This is a genomic window from Streptomyces alboniger (assembly GCF_008704395.1).
Lineage (GTDB): Bacteria > Actinomycetota > Actinomycetes > Streptomycetales > Streptomycetaceae > Streptomyces > Streptomyces alboniger.
Genome location: NZ_CP023695.1, coordinates 500,714 through 516,978, shown reverse-complemented (window position 1 = coordinate 516,978; position 16,265 = coordinate 500,714). Strand labels below are relative to the sequence as shown.

The 16,265-nt window shown below is 73.0% G+C and carries 12 protein-coding genes; 4 read left to right on the top strand and 8 right to left on the bottom strand.

The window, feature by feature from the left end; translation table 11 throughout:
* Positions 1 to 11: 11 nt before the first annotated feature.
* Complete coding sequence (locus tag CP975_RS02250; protein WP_055528595.1) at positions 12 to 428, bottom strand: Fur family transcriptional regulator; 417 nt, start codon at positions 426 to 428, stop codon at positions 12 to 14.
* A 216-nt stretch (positions 429 to 644) separates the two neighbouring features.
* Between CP975_RS02250 and katG the strand changes: the two genes are divergently transcribed.
* Positions 645 to 2,876: a catalase/peroxidase HPI gene (gene katG / locus CP975_RS02245; RefSeq protein ID WP_055528594.1), complete on the top strand. Its 2,232-nt coding sequence runs from the start codon at positions 645 to 647 to the stop codon at positions 2,874 to 2,876.
* Between the two features lie 45 nt (positions 2,877 to 2,921).
* Here katG and CP975_RS02240 read toward each other — a convergent pair whose 3' ends face one another.
* The 3 genes from CP975_RS02240 to CP975_RS02230 form a co-directional block, all read right to left on the bottom strand.
* Positions 2,922 to 4,178, bottom strand: a complete 1,257-nt coding sequence (locus CP975_RS02240) for a vWA domain-containing protein (RefSeq protein WP_150476512.1) — start codon at positions 4,176 to 4,178, stop codon at positions 2,922 to 2,924.
* Positions 4,175 to 5,440, bottom strand: coding sequence for an AAA family ATPase (locus tag CP975_RS02235; RefSeq protein ID WP_150476511.1), 1,266 nt, complete (start codon positions 5,438 to 5,440; stop codon positions 4,175 to 4,177). The genes CP975_RS02240 and CP975_RS02235 overlap by 4 nt, the downstream gene beginning before the upstream one ends.
* 103 nt (positions 5,441 to 5,543) lie before the next feature.
* Complete coding sequence (locus CP975_RS02230; RefSeq protein ID WP_150476510.1) at positions 5,544 to 6,887, bottom strand: hypothetical protein; 1,344 nt, start codon at positions 6,885 to 6,887, stop codon at positions 5,544 to 5,546.
* Positions 6,888 to 7,155: 268 nt separating this feature from the next.
* Here CP975_RS02230 and CP975_RS02225 point away from each other — a divergent pair, with 268 nt between their 5' ends.
* Entirely contained in the window at positions 7,156 to 8,520 is a 1,365-nt protein-coding gene (locus CP975_RS02225; RefSeq protein WP_055534510.1) for an FAD-dependent oxidoreductase, read from the top strand.
* A gap of 19 nt (positions 8,521 to 8,539) precedes the next feature.
* Here CP975_RS02225 and CP975_RS02220 read toward each other — a convergent pair whose 3' ends face one another.
* Positions 8,540 to 9,166, bottom strand: coding sequence for a histidine phosphatase family protein (locus tag CP975_RS02220; protein WP_055534508.1), 627 nt, complete (start codon positions 9,164 to 9,166; stop codon positions 8,540 to 8,542).
* Positions 9,167 to 9,354: 188 nt separating this feature from the next.
* Between CP975_RS02220 and CP975_RS02215 the strand changes: the two genes are divergently transcribed.
* Positions 9,355 to 12,462: an AfsR/SARP family transcriptional regulator gene (locus CP975_RS02215; RefSeq protein ID WP_246201373.1), complete on the top strand. Its 3,108-nt coding sequence runs from the start codon at positions 9,355 to 9,357 to the stop codon at positions 12,460 to 12,462.
* Between the two features lie 290 nt (positions 12,463 to 12,752).
* On the top strand, positions 12,753 to 13,436 hold the full coding sequence (locus CP975_RS02210; protein WP_150476509.1) for a M15 family metallopeptidase: 684 nt from the start codon (positions 12,753 to 12,755) through the stop codon (positions 13,434 to 13,436).
* A gap of 37 nt (positions 13,437 to 13,473) precedes the next feature.
* Here the strand turns inward: CP975_RS02210 and CP975_RS02205 are convergent, their stop codons facing one another.
* The 3 genes from CP975_RS02205 to CP975_RS02195 are packed head-to-tail and all read right to left on the bottom strand — an operon-like array spanning position 13,474 to position 16,136.
* Positions 13,474 to 14,835 carry an aldehyde dehydrogenase family protein gene (locus CP975_RS02205; protein WP_055534505.1) on the bottom strand — a complete coding sequence of 454 codons (1,362 nt, stop codon included), beginning with the start codon at positions 14,833 to 14,835 and terminating at the stop codon, positions 13,474 to 13,476.
* On the bottom strand, positions 14,835 to 15,437 hold the full coding sequence (locus CP975_RS02200; protein WP_055534503.1) for a TetR/AcrR family transcriptional regulator: 603 nt from the start codon (positions 15,435 to 15,437) through the stop codon (positions 14,835 to 14,837). The genes CP975_RS02205 and CP975_RS02200 overlap by 1 nt, the downstream gene beginning before the upstream one ends.
* 3 nt (positions 15,438 to 15,440) lie before the next feature.
* Positions 15,441 to 16,136 carry a type 1 glutamine amidotransferase domain-containing protein gene (locus CP975_RS02195; protein ID WP_055534502.1) on the bottom strand — a complete coding sequence of 232 codons (696 nt, stop codon included), beginning with the start codon at positions 16,134 to 16,136 and terminating at the stop codon, positions 15,441 to 15,443.
* Between the last annotated feature and the right edge of the window lie 129 nt (positions 16,137 to 16,265).

Below are 16,265 nucleotides of genomic sequence, written 5' to 3'. Positions count from 1 at the left end.
GCCCGCCCGGGCTACGGGCGGGCGCAGTCGGGGCACCGGCCCCGGTAGGTGACCTCGGCCTCGGACACGGTGTAGCCGAACCGCTCGGAGTCCGGCAGGTCGGCCAGGGGATCGCCGCCGGGGTGAACGTCCCGGATGGTGCCGCAGTCCGAGCAGACCAGGTGCTGGTGGGGGCGGTGGGCGTTCGGGTCGTAGCGCTTGGCGCGGCCGTGGGCCGTCACCTCGACCACCTCACCGAGCGAGACCAGCTCGCCGAGGGTGTTGTAGACCGTGGCGCGGGAGATCTCCGGCAGCCGGGCGGTGGCGCGCGCGAGCACCTCGTCCGCGGTGAGGTGGACGTGGTCGCCGTTGAGCACCTCGGCGACCACCCGGCGCTGAGCGGTCATCCGCCAGCCGCGTCCGCGCAGTCGTTGCAGCAGGTCACTCATGGCCACCGGCCTCACTGTGCTTCGTTCGACAAATGACTTCGGGCGGGCCTGTCTGTCGTATTGACTTGGACATGGTCCATCGTAGGATCGGATCCGGCTGTCGGCCAAGAGTCAGGGCAACTGCGGGGAAAAGTACGTGACTTGACCCGGGCCAGGTTCGTGGACGCGACCGTCCGCAGTTCCGCATCGTGATCCGCCCCGTCCGGAAGGATTCGCATGACCGAGAACCATGACGCGATCGTCACCGACCCCAAGCCGGAGGAGGTGACCGGCTGTCCGGTCGCGCACGGGCGTGCCCCGCACCCGACCCAGGGCGGCGGAAACCGCCAGTGGTGGCCGGAGCGGCTGAACCTGAAGATCCTCGCGAAGAACCCCGCCGTGGCCAACCCCCTCGGCGAGGAGTTCGACTACGCCGCGGCGTTCAAGGCGCTCGACCTGTCGGCCGTGAAGCGCGACATCGCGGAGGTCCTGACGACCTCGCAGCCCTGGTGGCCCGCGGACTTCGGCCATTACGGCCCGTTCATGATCCGGATGGCCTGGCACAGCGCGGGCACCTACCGCATCAGCGACGGCCGCGGCGGCGCCGGGGCCGGGCAGCAGCGCTTCGCGCCCCTCAACAGCTGGCCGGACAACGCCAGCCTCGACAAGGCCCGCCGTCTGCTGTGGCCGGTCAAGAAGAAGTACGGCCAGAGCATCTCGTGGGCCGACCTCATGATCCTCACCGGCAACGTGGCCCTGGAGTCGATGGGATTCGAGACCTTCGGCTTCGCCGGTGGCCGCGAGGACGTGTGGGAGCCCGACGAGGACGTCTACTGGGGCCCCGAGACCACCTGGCTCGGCGACGAGCGCTACACCGGCGACCGCGAGCTGGAAAACCCCCTCGGCGCGGTCCAGATGGGCCTCATCTACGTCAACCCCGAGGGCCCGAACGGCAATCCGGACCCGATCGCCGCGGCCCGCGACATCCGCGAGACGTTCCGCCGGATGGCGATGAACGACGAGGAGACCGTCGCCCTGATCGCCGGTGGCCACACCTTCGGCAAGACGCACGGCGCGGGCCCGGCCGACCACGTCGGAGACGACCCCGAGGCCGCTCCGATGGAGCAGCAGGGCCTCGGCTGGAAGAGCACGTACGGCACCGGCAAGGGAGCCGACGCGATCACCAGCGGCCTCGAGGGCATCTGGACGAACACGCCGATCACCTGGGACAACAGCTTCTTCGAGATCTTGTTCGGTTACGAGTGGGAGCTGTTCAAGAGCCCCGCGGGCGCGCACCAGTGGCGGCCGAAGGACGGTGCCGGGGCCGGGACCGTTCCCGACGCCCACGACGGCTCGAAGACCCACGCCCCGACGATGCTGACGACGGACCTCTCGCTGCGGTTCGACCCGGCCTACGAGCAGATCTCGCGCCGTTTCCTGGCCAACCCCGCCGAGTTCGCGGACGCCTTCGCCCGCGCCTGGTTCAAGCTGACCCACCGCGACATGGGCCCGGTCGTGCGCTACCTCGGCCCGGAGGTCCCGGCGGAGACGCTGGTGTGGCAGGACCCCCTGCCCGAGGTGGCGCACGAGGTCATCGACGCCGGGGACATCGCCGCCCTGAAGAGCCGGATCCTCGCCTCCGACCTCTCTGTGTCGCAGCTGGTGTCCACCGCGTGGGCCGCGGCCTCCTCCTTCCGCGGCAGCGACAAGCGCGGCGGCGCCAACGGCGCGCGCATCCGCCTGGAGCCGCAGAGCGGCTGGGAGGTCAACCAGCCCGACCGGCTGGCCACGGTGCTGCGCACCCTCGAAGGCATCAAGGAGACCTTCGACTCCGCGCAGAGCGGCGGCAAGCGGGTCTCGCTCGCCGACCTGATCGTGCTCGCCGGCGCCGCGGGTGTCGAGCAGGCCGCCAAGGACGCAGGGTTCGACGTCGAGGTCCCCTTCACGCCGGGACGCGTCGACGCCACGCAGGAGCAGACGGACGTCGAGTCGTTCGCCGCCCTGGAGCCGACCGCGGACGGGTTCCGCAACTACCTCGGCAAGGGCAACCGCCTGCCCGCCGAGTACCTGCTGCTCGACAAGGCGAACCTGCTGACCCTGAGCGCCCCCGAGCTGACGGTCCTCGTCGGTGGCCTGCGCGTCCTCGGCGCGAACTACCAGGAGACGAAGCACGGCGTCCTCACCACCAACCCCGGGACGCTGACCAACGACTTCTTCGTCAACCTCCTCGACCTGGGCACGGAGTGGAAGTCCACGTCCGAGGCGCAGGACATGTTCGAGGGCCGCGACGCCGTCACCGGCGAGGTCAAGTGGACCGGCACCCGCGCCGACCTCGTCTTCGGCTCGAACTCCGAGCTGCGGGCGCTCGCGGAGGTCTACGCCAGCGATGACGCCAAGGAGAAGTTCGTGAAGGACTTCATCGCGGCGTGGGACAAGGTCATGAACCTCGACCGGTTCGACCTGGTCTGATCCGCGTACGTCGTGCGGGCCGGCCCACGCGGGCCGGCCCGCACGTCATCCGATCTCGACCACGCGTGCCCAGTCGGGCGGCAGGTCCGGCACGTAATCGGGGTCGTTCTCGTCCCACGACCCGTCGGACCCCTGCCGGGGAAAGAGGCCCACGACGGTCCGGCACGGAGGCCGTACGGTCGGCCACGGTGTCTGGCCGTCGGTCAGGACCACGATCACGTCCGGGCGCGGGTTGGACCGCAGCGCCCTGGCGAAGCCCGTACGCAGATCCGTGCCCCCGCCGCCCATCAGCGGGATCCCCTCGCCGCGGCACAGCGGGTGCACCAGCCGGGCTGCCGCGTCGCACGGCAGCACGGAGACCAGGTCCCGGCGGCCGCCCACGGCCCGGGAGATCGCGGCGACTTCGAGGAGCGCGCTGCCCAGTTCGGTGTCACTGACCGATCCGGAGGTGTCGATGACCACGGACACCCGGGGAGGCCTGCGCCGCAGACTCGGCAGTACGACGCCGGGCACCCCGGCCGAGCGCCGCGCCGGCCTGCCATACGTGTAGTCCTCACCCGCACCGGGACCGGAGGCCGCCGAGCGCAGGGCCGCGCCCAGCAACTCCCGCCACGGCTGCGGCGGATGGAACACCTTTTCGGCCCAGCGCCGCCAGCCCTCGGGGGCGCTGCCGGGCCGGCCGGTGATGCCCCGCGCCACCCGGAACCGGACCGCGTCGCGCTCCTGCTCGCTGAGCCCGTGCGCGCCTTTCGAGCCCAGCTCCCACTCCCGCGCCAGCCCGTCGGCGCCGCTGCCGCAGTCCAGCCAGGCCAGGTGCTGCGTGCGCGGGCCGAGCCGGAACCAGCTCAGATACTCCTCCATGAGCGCGCCCGCCGGCAGCCCCAACGACTGGGGTACGACGACCCCTTCGGGCCGGACGAGACCGTCGCCGAACACGTCGTCGTTGATCTCAAGATCGGCGGCGATGTTCATCCGCAGCCGTTCTCCCGGGCCGCTCGGCCCGCGTTCCCGGGCGACCCGGTCAGCGCGCCCGTGGTGGTCGCGCAGCAGATGGGACACCTCGTGCACCCACACCCCGGCCAGCTCTTCCACCGGCGTCCGGTCCACGAACGCCGGTGAGACGTAGCACCGCCAGTGCCGGTCCACGGCCATCGTCGGTACCTGCCGTGACGCGACGGTATGCAGGGCGAACAGGGCCGTCGCCAGGTAGGGCCGGGCGCGGGCGGCATGCAACCGGGCGGCGTACAGCTTGTCGAGGTCGAGCTTGTCGCGTTCCGGCGCTTGTGGCGCGTCTGTGGTCATCGGCGTGCCTGGGTGGCCGCCGCGGCCCGGGCGGCGGCGCGGTCGGCCCGCCGGGACAGGGAGACCGTTCCGGTGAGGCGTTCGATCGCCTCCGGGACGTCCCAGTCCGCGCGGCGCAGCGAGGCGAGCGTCGTCGCGGGGACGACGACCAGGTCCGGGGCCCCGGTCTCCGCCGCCCGCACCAGCAGGGCCCATGCCGCCTCCCAGCGGGACTTGTCCGGCTTGCGGTGCACCGCGTCCACCACGCCGTCGAGCACGGCCTGGCGCAGGTCCCCCCGTTCGGGCAGGGCGGCGTTCGCCGGGTCGGCGAGGAGCGTCTCGGGGTCCGGGAGGTCCATCCGGTCCAGGCTCGCCAGGAGTTCGAACCCCGGGCCGTCCCCCACGGCGCCCCTGACGAGCAGGGAGAGCACCTCGCGGGACGAGTCGGCGGCGGTCGCGAAGGCGATCAGTCGCAGCGCTGTCTCCCAGCTGCGGGGGGAGGGCCAGGCGCCGCCCCGGCGCGTCTCGCTGCCGGGGAGCTGGTGGACGAGGCGGGGCCGGGCGGAGAGGAGTCCGCAGACCGCGCGCCGGGCGAAGGCCACGGCCTCCGGCAGCTTCTCCGGGGCGAGTCGGGGCAGGGCCGCCCGGGGCCAGGTGCCGCCGAGTCCGCGTACGACGACATCGTGGTCGTGGACCCACTGGAGGTGGACGAACCGGTTGGCGAGGGGCGGGCTCAGCTCCCAGCCGTCGGCCGCCGACGACCGGGGGTTGGCGGCGGCCACGATCCGTACGCCGGGCGGCAGGCGCAGGGCGCCGATCCGCCGTTCGAGGACGAGGCGGAGCAGGGCGGCCTGCACGGCCGGGGGCGCGGTGGACAGCTCGTCCAGGAACAGCAGCCCGCGGCCGGCCCGCACCAGGCGCACGGCCCAGTCCGGCGGGGCCATCGGGACGCCGTGCTCCGCGGGGTCGTCGCCGACGACGGGCAGCCCGGAGAAGTCGGACGGCTCGTGGACGCTGGCGATCACCGTGGTCAGCGGCAGGTCGAGGGTCGCGGCGAGCTGCGTCAGGGCGGCGGTCTTGCCGATGCCCGGCTCGCCCCACAGCAGTACGGGCAGGTCAGCGGCGACGGCCAGGGTCAGGGCTTCCAGTTGGGTGTCGGGGCGCGGTTCGGTGGTGGTGTCCCGCAGCAGGGTCAGCAGGTCGTCGGCGACGTCGAGTTGGGCGGGGCCACCGGAGCCGGAGGGAGTGGTGGTGGGGGAGAGGGGCGGGGTGTACGTGGGCATAGGTGATCACCTTTGGGGTCGACGTGGCGTGCGGTGTGGGGTGTGCGGTGTCATGGGGGGCATGGGCGGTATGGCGGAGGGCCTGAAGGCCTCCGGCCCGAGGTCAGCGCAGGGTTGAGTGACGTGGGCCCGAGCGGCGCGGGCGCGTCCGACGGCCGGGGGTGTGGCCCCGTGCCGGCGGGACGCGTTCGGGTGCGGGACCCGACAGGCCGGCCCTGTACAGCCCGTAGGTGATCCGCCCCTGCGCGGCCCGCTCCAACTCGTCGCGCAGAGCGCCGTCGCGCAGCACCGCGGCGGGGCCGAGCAGGTTCTCGACGACGGCCAGCGCACCGGCGGTGTCACCGTGGCGCAGGCGTTCGCGGACATCGGTGAGGCAGGCCGGATCGCGGTGTGCCGTGTCGATGGCCTGGAGGCAGGGGAGCGGTGTGCCGCCCAGCGCGGCCAGCAGCTCTTCGCGCCGGATCTCGGCCGGGTCGTGGTCCAAGGCGGTCAGCGTCCCCTCCACCAGGCCGATGCGGTGTTCGGCTCCACGGCACTGCACCGGGCGCGGCCGTCCCGCCCCGTCCACGGCCGGGGGCGGCCCGGTCGCGGAGCAGCCCGGGGCCAGCGCCGACGCGACCAGGGGGTGCAGCCGTTCGACCTCGATCGCGCCGCTGCGGACAAGCTCCACGTCGGGCGGCACCCAGGTCGCCGCGTCGGGCAGGACCGGCAGCGCGGAAACGCTGCCGTCAAAGGGCGCGGGCGTGACATGGGGAGGGCCGACGCCATCCCCGTACCGCTCCAGGACGAGCCGCTGTCGGGCGCCGACCCGCACGACGACGGGTCCGGGCGGCCGTCCGTCGGCGCGCAGCAGGAGGTCCGCCTCGGCCGCCCACCGGTCCACCCCCCACGGGGTGCCGTTCCCGCCCCGCGTCCGCAACTCGTCGGTCCTGCGTACGTCCCACAGGTGGCGGTGCAGATCGAGGCGGAACCGCCGACTGGGGTGCGGGTGCGGATGGCGCGAGGCGGCGGCGTCGGCAGGAGAGCCGTCCCACAGGGCGAGGCTGATCCGCTGGCCGGAGTCCGCCCACGCCGGTGCCGTCCTGGCCACCAGGTGCAGCGGGCCGGGGCCATCGCGGCCCGCGTCGGCATAGCGGGCCAGGGAGATGGTCAGGCCGGGGCGGAGCAGCCCGTCGGGGGCGATCCGCGGCATGTGCCAGCGCAGGAGGTCGGGGGCGAGATGGCGCAGGTCGGCCCGGAGCCGGGCGGCGAGTTCCGAGCCGTGGGTGCGCGCCACGGAACGCGGAGGGAAATCGACGTCGATGCCCGCGGCGGCGCACGCCCCCGCCCAGTCGCCGACGAGACGGCGGGCGGTCGCAGACTCGATCATGGGCAGCGGCACGGCGAACTCTCGCACGCGCGGCCAGAAGGAGAGGCGGGAATCCCCGAGCGCGGTGTGGGTGAGCATCAGCACTCACCTTGCGCGGACGGGTCCCCCAATCTGTGATCAGAATGAGTCGTCATCGCGGCGACCGTATCGCTCCACCGTTCGATCTGCCAGATAATTTCGGCGAGTTCGCGGTGCGGTCGGCGAGGCCGGACGCATAAGCCGACCCGGTGGGGGGGTCATAAGGCTGGCTTATGAGGTCATAAAGTCGACCCGGCTACTTACTTAGGTTTGCCTTAGTTTAGGCTTCCCGGGAAGTACCCCATCACCGCTCGAAGGGAACCTGAACATGCCTCGCCCTCTGCGGGTAGCCATTGTCGGTGCCGGACCTGCCGGGATCTACGCTGCCGACGCGCTGCTGAAGTCCGCGGTGGCCGTCGAACCCGGTGTGTCGATCGACCTCTTCGAGCGGATGCCGGCGCCGTTCGGGCTGATCCGCTACGGCGTCGCGCCCGACCACCCGCGCATCAAGGGCATCATCACGGCCCTGCACCAGGTGCTCGACAAGCCCCAGGTCCGCCTCTTCGGCAACGTCGACTACCCGGGCGACATCAGCCTGGACGACCTGCGCACCTTCTACGACGCGGTGATCTTCTCCACCGGTGCGACGGCCGACCGGGCCCTGGACATACCGGGGATCGACCTCGACGGCTCCTACGGCGCCGCCGACTTCGTCTCCTGGTACGACGGTCACCCCGACGTGCCGCGGGCCTGGCCCCTGGACGCCGAGAAGGTCGCCGTCCTCGGCGTCGGGAACGTCGCGCTCGACGTGGCACGCGTCCTCGCCAAGACCGCCGACGAGCTGCTGCCGACCGAGATCCCGGCCAACGTGTACGAGGGCCTGAAGGCCAACAAGGCGCTGGAGGTCCACGTCTTCGGCCGCCGCGGGCCCGCGCAGGCGAAGTTCAGCCCGATGGAGCTGCGCGAGCTGGACCACTCCCCGAACATCGAGGTCATCGTCGACCCCGAGGACATCGACTACGACGAGGGCTCCATCGCCACGCGGCGCGGCAACAAGCAGGCCGACATGGTCGCCAAGACTCTGGAGAACTGGGCGATCCGCGACGTCGGCGACCGCCCGCACAAGCTCTTCCTGCACTTCTTCGAGTCGCCCGTCGAGATCCTCGGCGAGGACGGCAAGGTCGTCGGCCTGCGCACCGAGCGCACCGCCCTGGACGGCACCGGCAACGTCAAGGGCACCGGCGAGTTCAAGGACTGGGACCTCGGCGCCGTCTACCGCGCCGTCGGCTACCTCTCCGACGAACTGCCCAAGCTGCCCTGGGACGTCGCGTCGGGCACGGTCCCCGACCAGGCGGGCCGCGTGATCGAGGAGACCGGCGAGCACCTTCAGTCGACCTACGTCACCGGCTGGATCCGCCGCGGCCCCGTGGGCCTCATCGGACACACCAAGGGCGACGCCAACGAGACGGTCGCCAGCCTCCTCGACGACCACGAGAACGGCCGCCTGCACACCCCCGGGGCCCCCGCCCCGGAGGCCGTCGAGTCCTTCCTCGGCGAGCGGAACGTCCGCTTCACCACGTGGGAGGGCTGGTACCGCCTCGACGCCGCGGAGAAGGCGCTCGGCGAGCCGCAGGGCCGCGAGCGCGTGAAGATCGTGGAGCGTGAGGACATGCTCGACGCGAGCGGCGCGTAACGCCCCTCACTCCAGGCCGTCAGCCGAGGTGACGGACGTCGCCGAGGCTGACGACCTGTCGGTTGTGGAAGAAGTCGTCCTCGCGCAGCACCGTGATGCTGCCGGAGGGCGCCCGGAAGCTGACCGAGTGGAGCGACTCGAACGGCATCTTGATCCAGGCCGCCACGACGAACGTCAGGGCGAACCCGTGCGTCACCACGACCTGGTGGGCGGCGGGGCGGCCCAGCAGCTCGTCCATCACCGCGTAGACACGTCGCGCGCACTCGCCCCTGGTCTCGGAACCCGTGACGCCCTCATGGTGGTTCATCCGGTCACCCTCGGCCGGCGGTGGGACGAACCGCCGGTCGAGCCACTCCTGCGGCCGCCCCTCGGCCTCCCCGTAGGACTTCTCCCGCAGCCGCCGGTCCAGGACCGGCTCCACGCCGAGGAGTTCCCCCGCCGCCTGTGCCGTCTGCCGCGCGCGCCGCAGATCCGATGAGATCAGCTCCACGTCCGCGCCCTCGGGGATCCGCTCCCGCAGCGCCCGGGCGATGGAGGCCGCCGCGGTCCGGCCCGACGCGGTGAGGTGCGAGTCGTGCCAGCCGCCCACCACACGCTCGACGTGGTGGGTCGCCTCGGGGTGGGCGATGACGTACAAGCTGCGCATCGGTGCCTGCCTTTCGTGTAAGTGACCACTATGCGTGATCGGTGGCTGATTCCCTGTGCTCGAAGGGGAGTTGGCGCCGAGCGGACGTACCATGACCAGTCGATCGGGGGCAGGGGTACGGCGAGGGGTTCGAGGAGCGGGGATCAGGGAGCGGGGGCGGTGCGGGGCAAGGACCCATGGAGATGGGCGTGGACACGGACATGCACTACCGCTTGCTGGGACCGGTCGAGGCATGGCGCGAGGGGCGCCGCCTGGCGCTCGGCGGCCCCAAACCGCGGGCGCTGCTCGCCGCGCTGCTCCTGGAGCCCGGCCGGGTGGTCTCCGCCGACGCCCTGATCGACGCGATCTGGGGCGACCGGCCGCCGGACACGGCCCGGTCCCTGATCCAGTCGTACGTCTCGGCGCTGCGCCGCGCGCTGTCCGCCGACGTCATCGAGACACAACCGCCCGGATATCTGATCCACGCGGACGCGGAAGTCGTCGACCGCGTCGCGTTCGAGCGGCTCACGGCACAGGGACGGCAGGCGGCGGCCGCGGGTGATCACGCCGGCGCCGCCCGGCTCCTGAGCGAGGCCCTCGCGCTCTGGCGCGGCCCCGCCCTCGGCGGCATAGGCGAGACGCTGCGGGCCATGGCCGACCAGCTGGAGGAGGCCCGGCAGGCGGCACTGGAGGAGCGCATCTCTGCGGACCTCGCCCAGGCGGGCCGCGAGACGGAGCTGGTCGGCGAACTCACCGCCCTCGTCGCCACCCACCCCACGCGCGAGCGGCTGCGCGGCCAACTGATGCTCGCCCTCTACCGGCTGGGCCGCCAGGCCGACGCGCTCGCGGTGTACGCGGAGGGCCGCGACGTACTCGCCGAGGAGCTGGGCATCGACCCCGGGCCGGGGCTGAGGGCGATGCACGAGGCCATCCTGCGGGCGGACGAGGACCTGCTGCCCGCGGCGGCGAGCCCACCGGGCCCCACCGACGGCGAACGCGTGTCCGCCGCCCGCTCCCGCGACGAGACCCCCGCGCCCGCCCCGGCCCTTCTGCCGCCCGCCATCGGCGACTTCACCGGACGCGAGGAGCAGCTCAGTGCGGTGCAAGCCGCGCTCACGGGAGACGGTGCGCGCGAGACCATGCCCGTCGTCGCCGTGACCGGGCCCGGCGGCATCGGCAAGTCCGTCCTCGGCGTCACCGCCGCCCACCGCGTCGCCGCCGCCTACCCGGACGGACAGCTCTACGCCGAACTGCGCGGGGCCACCGACCCGGTGGCCCCGGGCGAGGTGCTCGGACGCCTGCTGCGCGCCCTCGGGGCGAACCCGCCCGAGGGCGACGCCGAACGGAGGGATCTCTTCCGGAGTCTGGTGGCGGGGCGCCGCGTCCTGCTCGTCCTCGACGACGCGGGCAGCGAGTCCCAGGTGCGCCCGCTGCTCCCGGGCAGCGCCACCTGCGGCGTGCTGATCACCGCGCGCGCCCGGCTCGGCGCGCTGCCGTGCACCCACCGCACCGACCTCGACGTGCTCGACACACAGCCCGGCGCCGACCTGCTCGCCCGGGTCGCCGGCGCCGAACGCGTACGCGACGAGCCCGACGCCGTCCGCCGCATCGTCGAGCTGTGCGGCGGACTGCCGCTGGCCCTGCGCATCGCCGGGGCCCGCCTCGCCACCCGCAGACACTGGACGGCCCGCACACTCGCCGAGAGGCTCGCCGACGAACACCACCGCCTGGACGAACTCTCCGTCGGGGACCTGGAGGTCCGCGCCGGGCTCGGCCTGAGCTACCGGGCCCTGGACGCCCCGGCCCGCACCGCGCTGCGCCGCCTCGGCCTGCTCGCCGCGCCCGACGTCGCCTCCTGGGTGGTCGCCGCCCTCCTCGACGTGACGGAGACCGAGGCGGAGCGCGTCGTGGAGCAGCTGATCGACGCCCAGCTGCTGCACTGCACCGTCGTCGACCGCGCCGGACAGCCCCGGTACCGGCCCCACGACCTCGTACGGGTGTACGCCGCCGAGCGCGCCGAGGCCGAGGACACACCCGCCGAACGCTCCGCCGCCGTCGGCAGGGCGCTCGGCGCCGGGCTCTGGCTCACCGGCCGCGTCGCCTCCGCCACCCCGTCGGGCGCGGTCGAACTGCACCGCGGCTTCCTGGACTCCGGCGGCCCGGTCGGCGCCGCGTCGGACGCCATGCGCCACCTCGTGCGGCCCGTCGGCCCCGAGGCCACCCGGCGGGCGCTCGCCGACCCGTCCGCCTGGTTCGAGGCCGAGGCCGACGCGTTCGCCGCCGCCGTCGAGCGGGCCGCCGCCTACGACCTGCACACCCTGGCCTGCGAGGCCGCCGCCGCCCTGTGCTCGTCCGCGTACGCGGTGGGCAACCGTTTCGAGGCCTGGTGGCGCAGCCACGACGCGGCCCTGGCCGCCGCCCGCCGCGCCGAGGACCACTCCGGAGAGGCCCTGCTGCTCATCGGGCTCGGTCAGCTCCGTTACGAACAGGACCGGTTCGACGAGTCGCAGGACTACTTCCGCCAGGCCGCCGGGCGCTGCGCCGAACTCGGTGACGCGCGCGGCAGGGCCGCCGCCCTCGCCGGGCTCGGCAGCGCCCTGCGCGAGGCGGGCCGGCTGCGCTCCGCGCTCGACGTGCTCGCCCAGGCCGTCGAGGGCTTCCGCGGGCTCCACGACGATCCGGGGCTCGGGCTCTCCTGCCGGTTCGCCGGCACGGTCCACCTCGAACTGGGCGAGCACGAAGAGGCGTTCGCCCTCCTCGACGAGTCCCTGCGGGCCTACCGCAGGCTCGGCAGCCGCCGCGGCGAGGCGCTCACGCTGCGCTCGCTCAGCCTCGTGCACCGCGCGCTCGGCGCGTACGAGGAGGCACAGGAGCTGGCGGGACAAGCGGTGGACCTGCTGCGCCTCATCGGGGACCCGCTCATGTCGGCGTACGCGGTGCAGGCGAGGGCCAAGTGCCGCTTCCGCCTCGGCCATTGCGACGAGGCGGCCGCAGACCTGCGGGGGGTCCTCGAGACGTGCCGCGACCACCACGACCGCTTCGGCGAAGCGCTCGCCCTGCGCACCCTCGGCGAGTGCGAACTCGCCGCGGGCCGTCCCGACGCCGCGGAGAAGCACTTGACCGCGGCGGCCGCCCACTGGGCCGCGCTGGAGCTGCCGCTGCCCCGGGCACGGACCCTGCGCGATCTCGCCGCGGCGCGCGAGGCCGTGGGCGATCACGCGCAGGCGCTCGCGCTGCGCGCCGAGGCACGGGAGGTCTTCACCGCGTACGAGGCGCGGGAACGGGATGAACCGGGCATACGATCGCCGCGGCCCTGACCGCGACGGTGGGGGCACTTGCCGTGATTTTGCAGAGAACTTGCAGCGGCCTGCGCGATGCTCTACGTGTCGGCGGCACCAAGGGGTCGACAGCAACGGGGGATCTAACGGGGGAAAGGCCTTTGTTGCCTCGAACGGCCCATACGACCGCGACAGTCGGCCGTATGGGCCGTCCTTCGCGTCGGGCCACTGCAAGGCGGGGGGCTCCGGGGGGCGGGCGGCAGCCCGCCCCCCGGAGCTGTGCCCGTCACTCCTGTGCCCGTCACTCCTGACACGAGAAGGGGCCGAGCGTGCCGCCGATCATCCTCATGAGCGATCCCCGCGTGGTCGGCATCCCGGTGCACGAATGCGGCGAGGCCCTCGTCGACCTGCGCCACCTGCCGTTCATCGACGTCGACGAACGCCTCGCGGACCCGGTGGGGGCCTACGCCCAGCTGCGCGAGGGCGTCGTATGGCGCCTGGCCCGCGCCGCCCGGCTGCTCCCGGAGGGGCTGCGGCTGCTGGTCACCGAGGGCTACCGCCCGCTCGACCTGCAGATCAAGTACTTCGAGGAGTACGCGGCCGAGCTGAGGCGCGCCCACCCCGACTGGTCGGCCGACCACCTGCACCGGCAGACGAGCCGCTCCCTGTCACCGCCGGAGGTGGGCCCGCACGTCGCGGGCGCCGCCGTCGACGTGACGCTGTGCACCAGCGCGGGCGTCGAACTCGACCTCGGGACACCGGTGAACGCAAGCCCCGAGGAGAGCGACGGCGCCTGCTACACCGACACCGACCACATCTCCGCCGCGGCCCGCCGCAACCGCCGCACCCTCGGCGCGGCGCTGAGAACGGCGGGCCTGGTCAACTACCCCACGGAGTGGTGGCACTGGTCCTACGGCGACCGCTACTGGGCCCATACGACCAGTGCGCCCGCCGCCCACTACGGCCCCGTGACCTTCGGCGCGCGCACGGGGCCGCAGGGCGTGACGCCCTAGGCGTACCGGCCCTCGGGCCCTGGCCGAGGGGCGCGCTCTAGCCGAGGGGCACGTCGAGGCGGGCGCGGCGGTGGCTGAACGCGGCGATGGAGTGCGGGCCGTGATAGCTGCCCATGCCGCTCTCGCCGACGCCGCCGAAGGGCAGGTCGTGGACGCGCAGATGGGCCATCGGCAGCCCGAAGCCGAGCCCGCCGGAGGAGGTCTCCGCGGCGAGGCGCCGACGGGTGGTCTCGTTCTCCGTGAAGCCGTAGAGGGCGAGCGGCTTGTCGCGGTCGTTGATGAAGGTGATGGCCTCGTCCAGATCCTCGACCTCGACGATGGGCAGGACGGGACCGAAGATCTCCTCCTGCATGACGGGGTCGTCCCCCTTCACCCCGGCCAGGACGGTCGGCGCGATGTAGACGTCCTCGCGGTCGGTGTGCCCGCCGAACACCGTCGTCCCCGAGCCGAGCAGTGCGGACACGCGGTCGAAGTGCCGCTGGTTCACCATGCGCCCGTACGCCTCGGAGGACTGCGGGTCCGGGCCGAACATGCCCTCCACGGCCTCGGCGAGGGCGACTTCGAGGGCGCGGGCGGTGGCGGGATCGGTCAGGACGTAGTCGGGCGCGACGCACGTCTGCCCGGCGTTGCGGAACTTGGTGTCCGCGAGGCGCGCGGCCACCACGGAGACATCGGCGTCCCAGTCGACGAAGACCGGTGACTTGCCGCCCAGTTCGAGCGTGACGGGCGTCAGATGCTCGGCGGCGGCGCGCATCACGATGCGGCCGACCGTGCCGTTGCCGGTGTAGAAGATGTGGTCGAAGCGCTGGGCGAGCAGCTCGGTGGTCTCCGGGACCCCGCCCTCGACGACGGCGACCGCCTCCGGGTCCAGGTATTGGGGCACGAGCCGGGCCATCAGCTCCGAGGTGGCGGGGGCCAGCTCGCTCGGCTTGAGGAGGACGGCGTTGCCCGCGGCGAGCGCGCCCGCGACCGGCACGAGCGAGAGCTGGACCGGATAGTTCCAGGGCGCGATGACCAGCACGGTGCCCAGTGGCTCGTACTGCGTACCCGCGGTGGAGCCCTGCGGCAGCCCGGCGAGGGATTCCTGGCCGAGCGACGTCGGGGTGAGCCACTGGGCCAGATGGGCCAGCGTGTGGTCGATCTCGCGTACGGGGAGGTCGACCTCCGCGGCGTACGCCTCGGCGCGCGGCTTGCGCAGATCGCTGTGGAGCGCGTCTGCTATCGCCTCGCGGTTCTCGGTGAACAGTGCGCGCAGCCGCGTCAGCTGCTCCTCGCGCCAGGCGAGGGGGCGGGTGCGGCCGGTGGCGAAGGTGGCGCGCAGGCGGGCCACGAGAGCGGGGGTGTCTTCGGCGTCTTCAGTGCTTTGAGAGCGGTCGGTGGGTGTGACGGCGGTGTTCATCAGGATGTTCCTCGGATGGTGCTGGAAGGGTCGGTGCTGTGCTGGTGGGAGGACCGGGCCTCACCGAGCAGGCCGGTGGCGAGGGCGGCGGTCGCCGGGGCGAGCAGGTCACGGGCGCCGGGCATCGACTCCAGGCCGACGACCAGCGCGACGCAGATGTCGGCGGCCTCGGGCGGCTCGATGCCGTCCGCGGTGCCCGCCTCGGTGAACAGGGCGATCAGGAGGCGGCGCAGATCCGAGGTGTACGACCCGCAGATCTCACCGAACAGCCGGGCCTTCCCGTCGAGCAGCTCCGTGGCGTGCGGGGAGTCCCCGGCCAGCTGGAGTACGAGGTCGAGCTTGGCGGCCAGGACGCCGTGCAGCCGCTCCCCGTAGGGGGCGTCCGCCTCGGCCGCCTCCCGGGCCCGCCGGAGCGCCTGCTCGTGAAGGCGTCCGGCGAGCCGGCGGAAGGCGTCGTCCTTGCTGCGTACGTACTGGTAGACCGCTGACCGGGACACGCCCATGGCGGAGGCGATGTCGTCCATCGTGGTGCGTCGCGCGCCGTACCGCGTGAGGCAGTCGTAGGCGGCGTCGAGGACCTCGTCGAGCCGGTCGGTGCTCATGGCTCAGGCCAGCTTCTTCAGCAGCTCGGTGGCGAGCGGGGCGGAGGAGGCGGGGTTCTGGCCCGTGACGAGGTTGCGGTCGACGACCACCTTCGGGGCCCACGGCTCGCCCTCCTGGAAGTCGGCTCCGGCCTCGACGAGACGGTCCTGGAGCAGCCACTTGGCCCGCTCGGCGAGACCGGCCTGACGCTCCTCGGCGTTGGTGAAACCGGTCAGGCGGTACCCGGCGAAGGCGTTCGAACCGTCGTCCTTCGTGGCGGCGAGCAGGGCGGCCGGGGCGTGGCAGACCACACCCAGCGGCATGCCGATCTCCAGGGCAAGGGTGAGGAGCCTGCCGGAGTCGGCGTTGACGGCGAGGTCCTCCATGGGGCCGTGGCCGCCGGGATAGAAGACGGCGGCGTAGTCGGCGAGGTCCACGTCCTCCAGCCTGATCGGCCCCTGAAGCTCGGTGAACGCGGCGAGCGAGGCGGCGACCTTCTCCGCGCCTTCCTGGCCGCCGTTGGCCTCGGGGGCGAGGGAGCCGCGGTCGACGGTGGGCACCACGCCGCCCGGGGTGGCGACGACGATCTCGTGGCCGGCGGCCTTGAACGCCTCGTAGGGGGCGACGGCCTCCTCGGCCCAGAAACCGGTGGGGTGCTTGCTGCCGTCCGCCAGCGTCCACTGGTCGGCGCCGGTGACAACGAAAAGGATCTTCGACATGGTGGGGTCTCCGGGGGAGTGCGGTCTGACGTTCTGTGCGCAGAGCGTCAGCGTGGCGATGTCTCGACCGTAGACCGATCGGACATAAGTATCCAATGCGGAAATAAATACGAGGCATCGGAAATCCGA

What these genes read in the sequence shown, in the direction of transcription:
- CP975_RS02200 (WP_055534503.1), bottom strand. Translation starts at nt 15,437, where the DNA reads ATGAGCACCGACCGGCTCGACGAGGTCCTCGACGCCGCCTACGACTGC.
- CP975_RS02220 (WP_055534508.1), bottom strand. Translation starts at nt 9,166, where the DNA reads ATGCGCAGCTTGTACGTCATCGCCCACCCCGAGGCGACCCACCACGTC.
- CP975_RS02235 (WP_150476511.1), bottom strand. Translation starts at nt 5,440, where the DNA reads ATGCCCACGTACACCCCGCCCCTCTCCCCCACCACCACTCCCTCCGGC.
- CP975_RS02205 (WP_055534505.1), bottom strand. Translation starts at nt 14,835, where the DNA reads ATGAACACCGCCGTCACACCCACCGACCGCTCTCAAAGCACTGAAGAC.
- CP975_RS02240 (WP_150476512.1), bottom strand. Translation starts at nt 4,178, where the DNA reads ATGACCACAGACGCGCCACAAGCGCCGGAACGCGACAAGCTCGACCTC.
- katG (WP_055528594.1), top strand. Translation starts at nt 645, where the DNA reads ATGACCGAGAACCATGACGCGATCGTCACCGACCCCAAGCCGGAGGAG.
- CP975_RS02225 (WP_055534510.1), top strand. Translation starts at nt 7,156, where the DNA reads ATGCCTCGCCCTCTGCGGGTAGCCATTGTCGGTGCCGGACCTGCCGGG.
- CP975_RS02250 (WP_055528595.1), bottom strand. Translation starts at nt 428, where the DNA reads ATGAGTGACCTGCTGCAACGACTGCGCGGACGCGGCTGGCGGATGACC.
- CP975_RS02195 (WP_055534502.1), bottom strand. Translation starts at nt 16,136, where the DNA reads ATGTCGAAGATCCTTTTCGTTGTCACCGGCGCCGACCAGTGGACGCTG.
- CP975_RS02230 (WP_150476510.1), bottom strand. Translation starts at nt 6,887, where the DNA reads ATGCTCACCCACACCGCGCTCGGGGATTCCCGCCTCTCCTTCTGGCCG.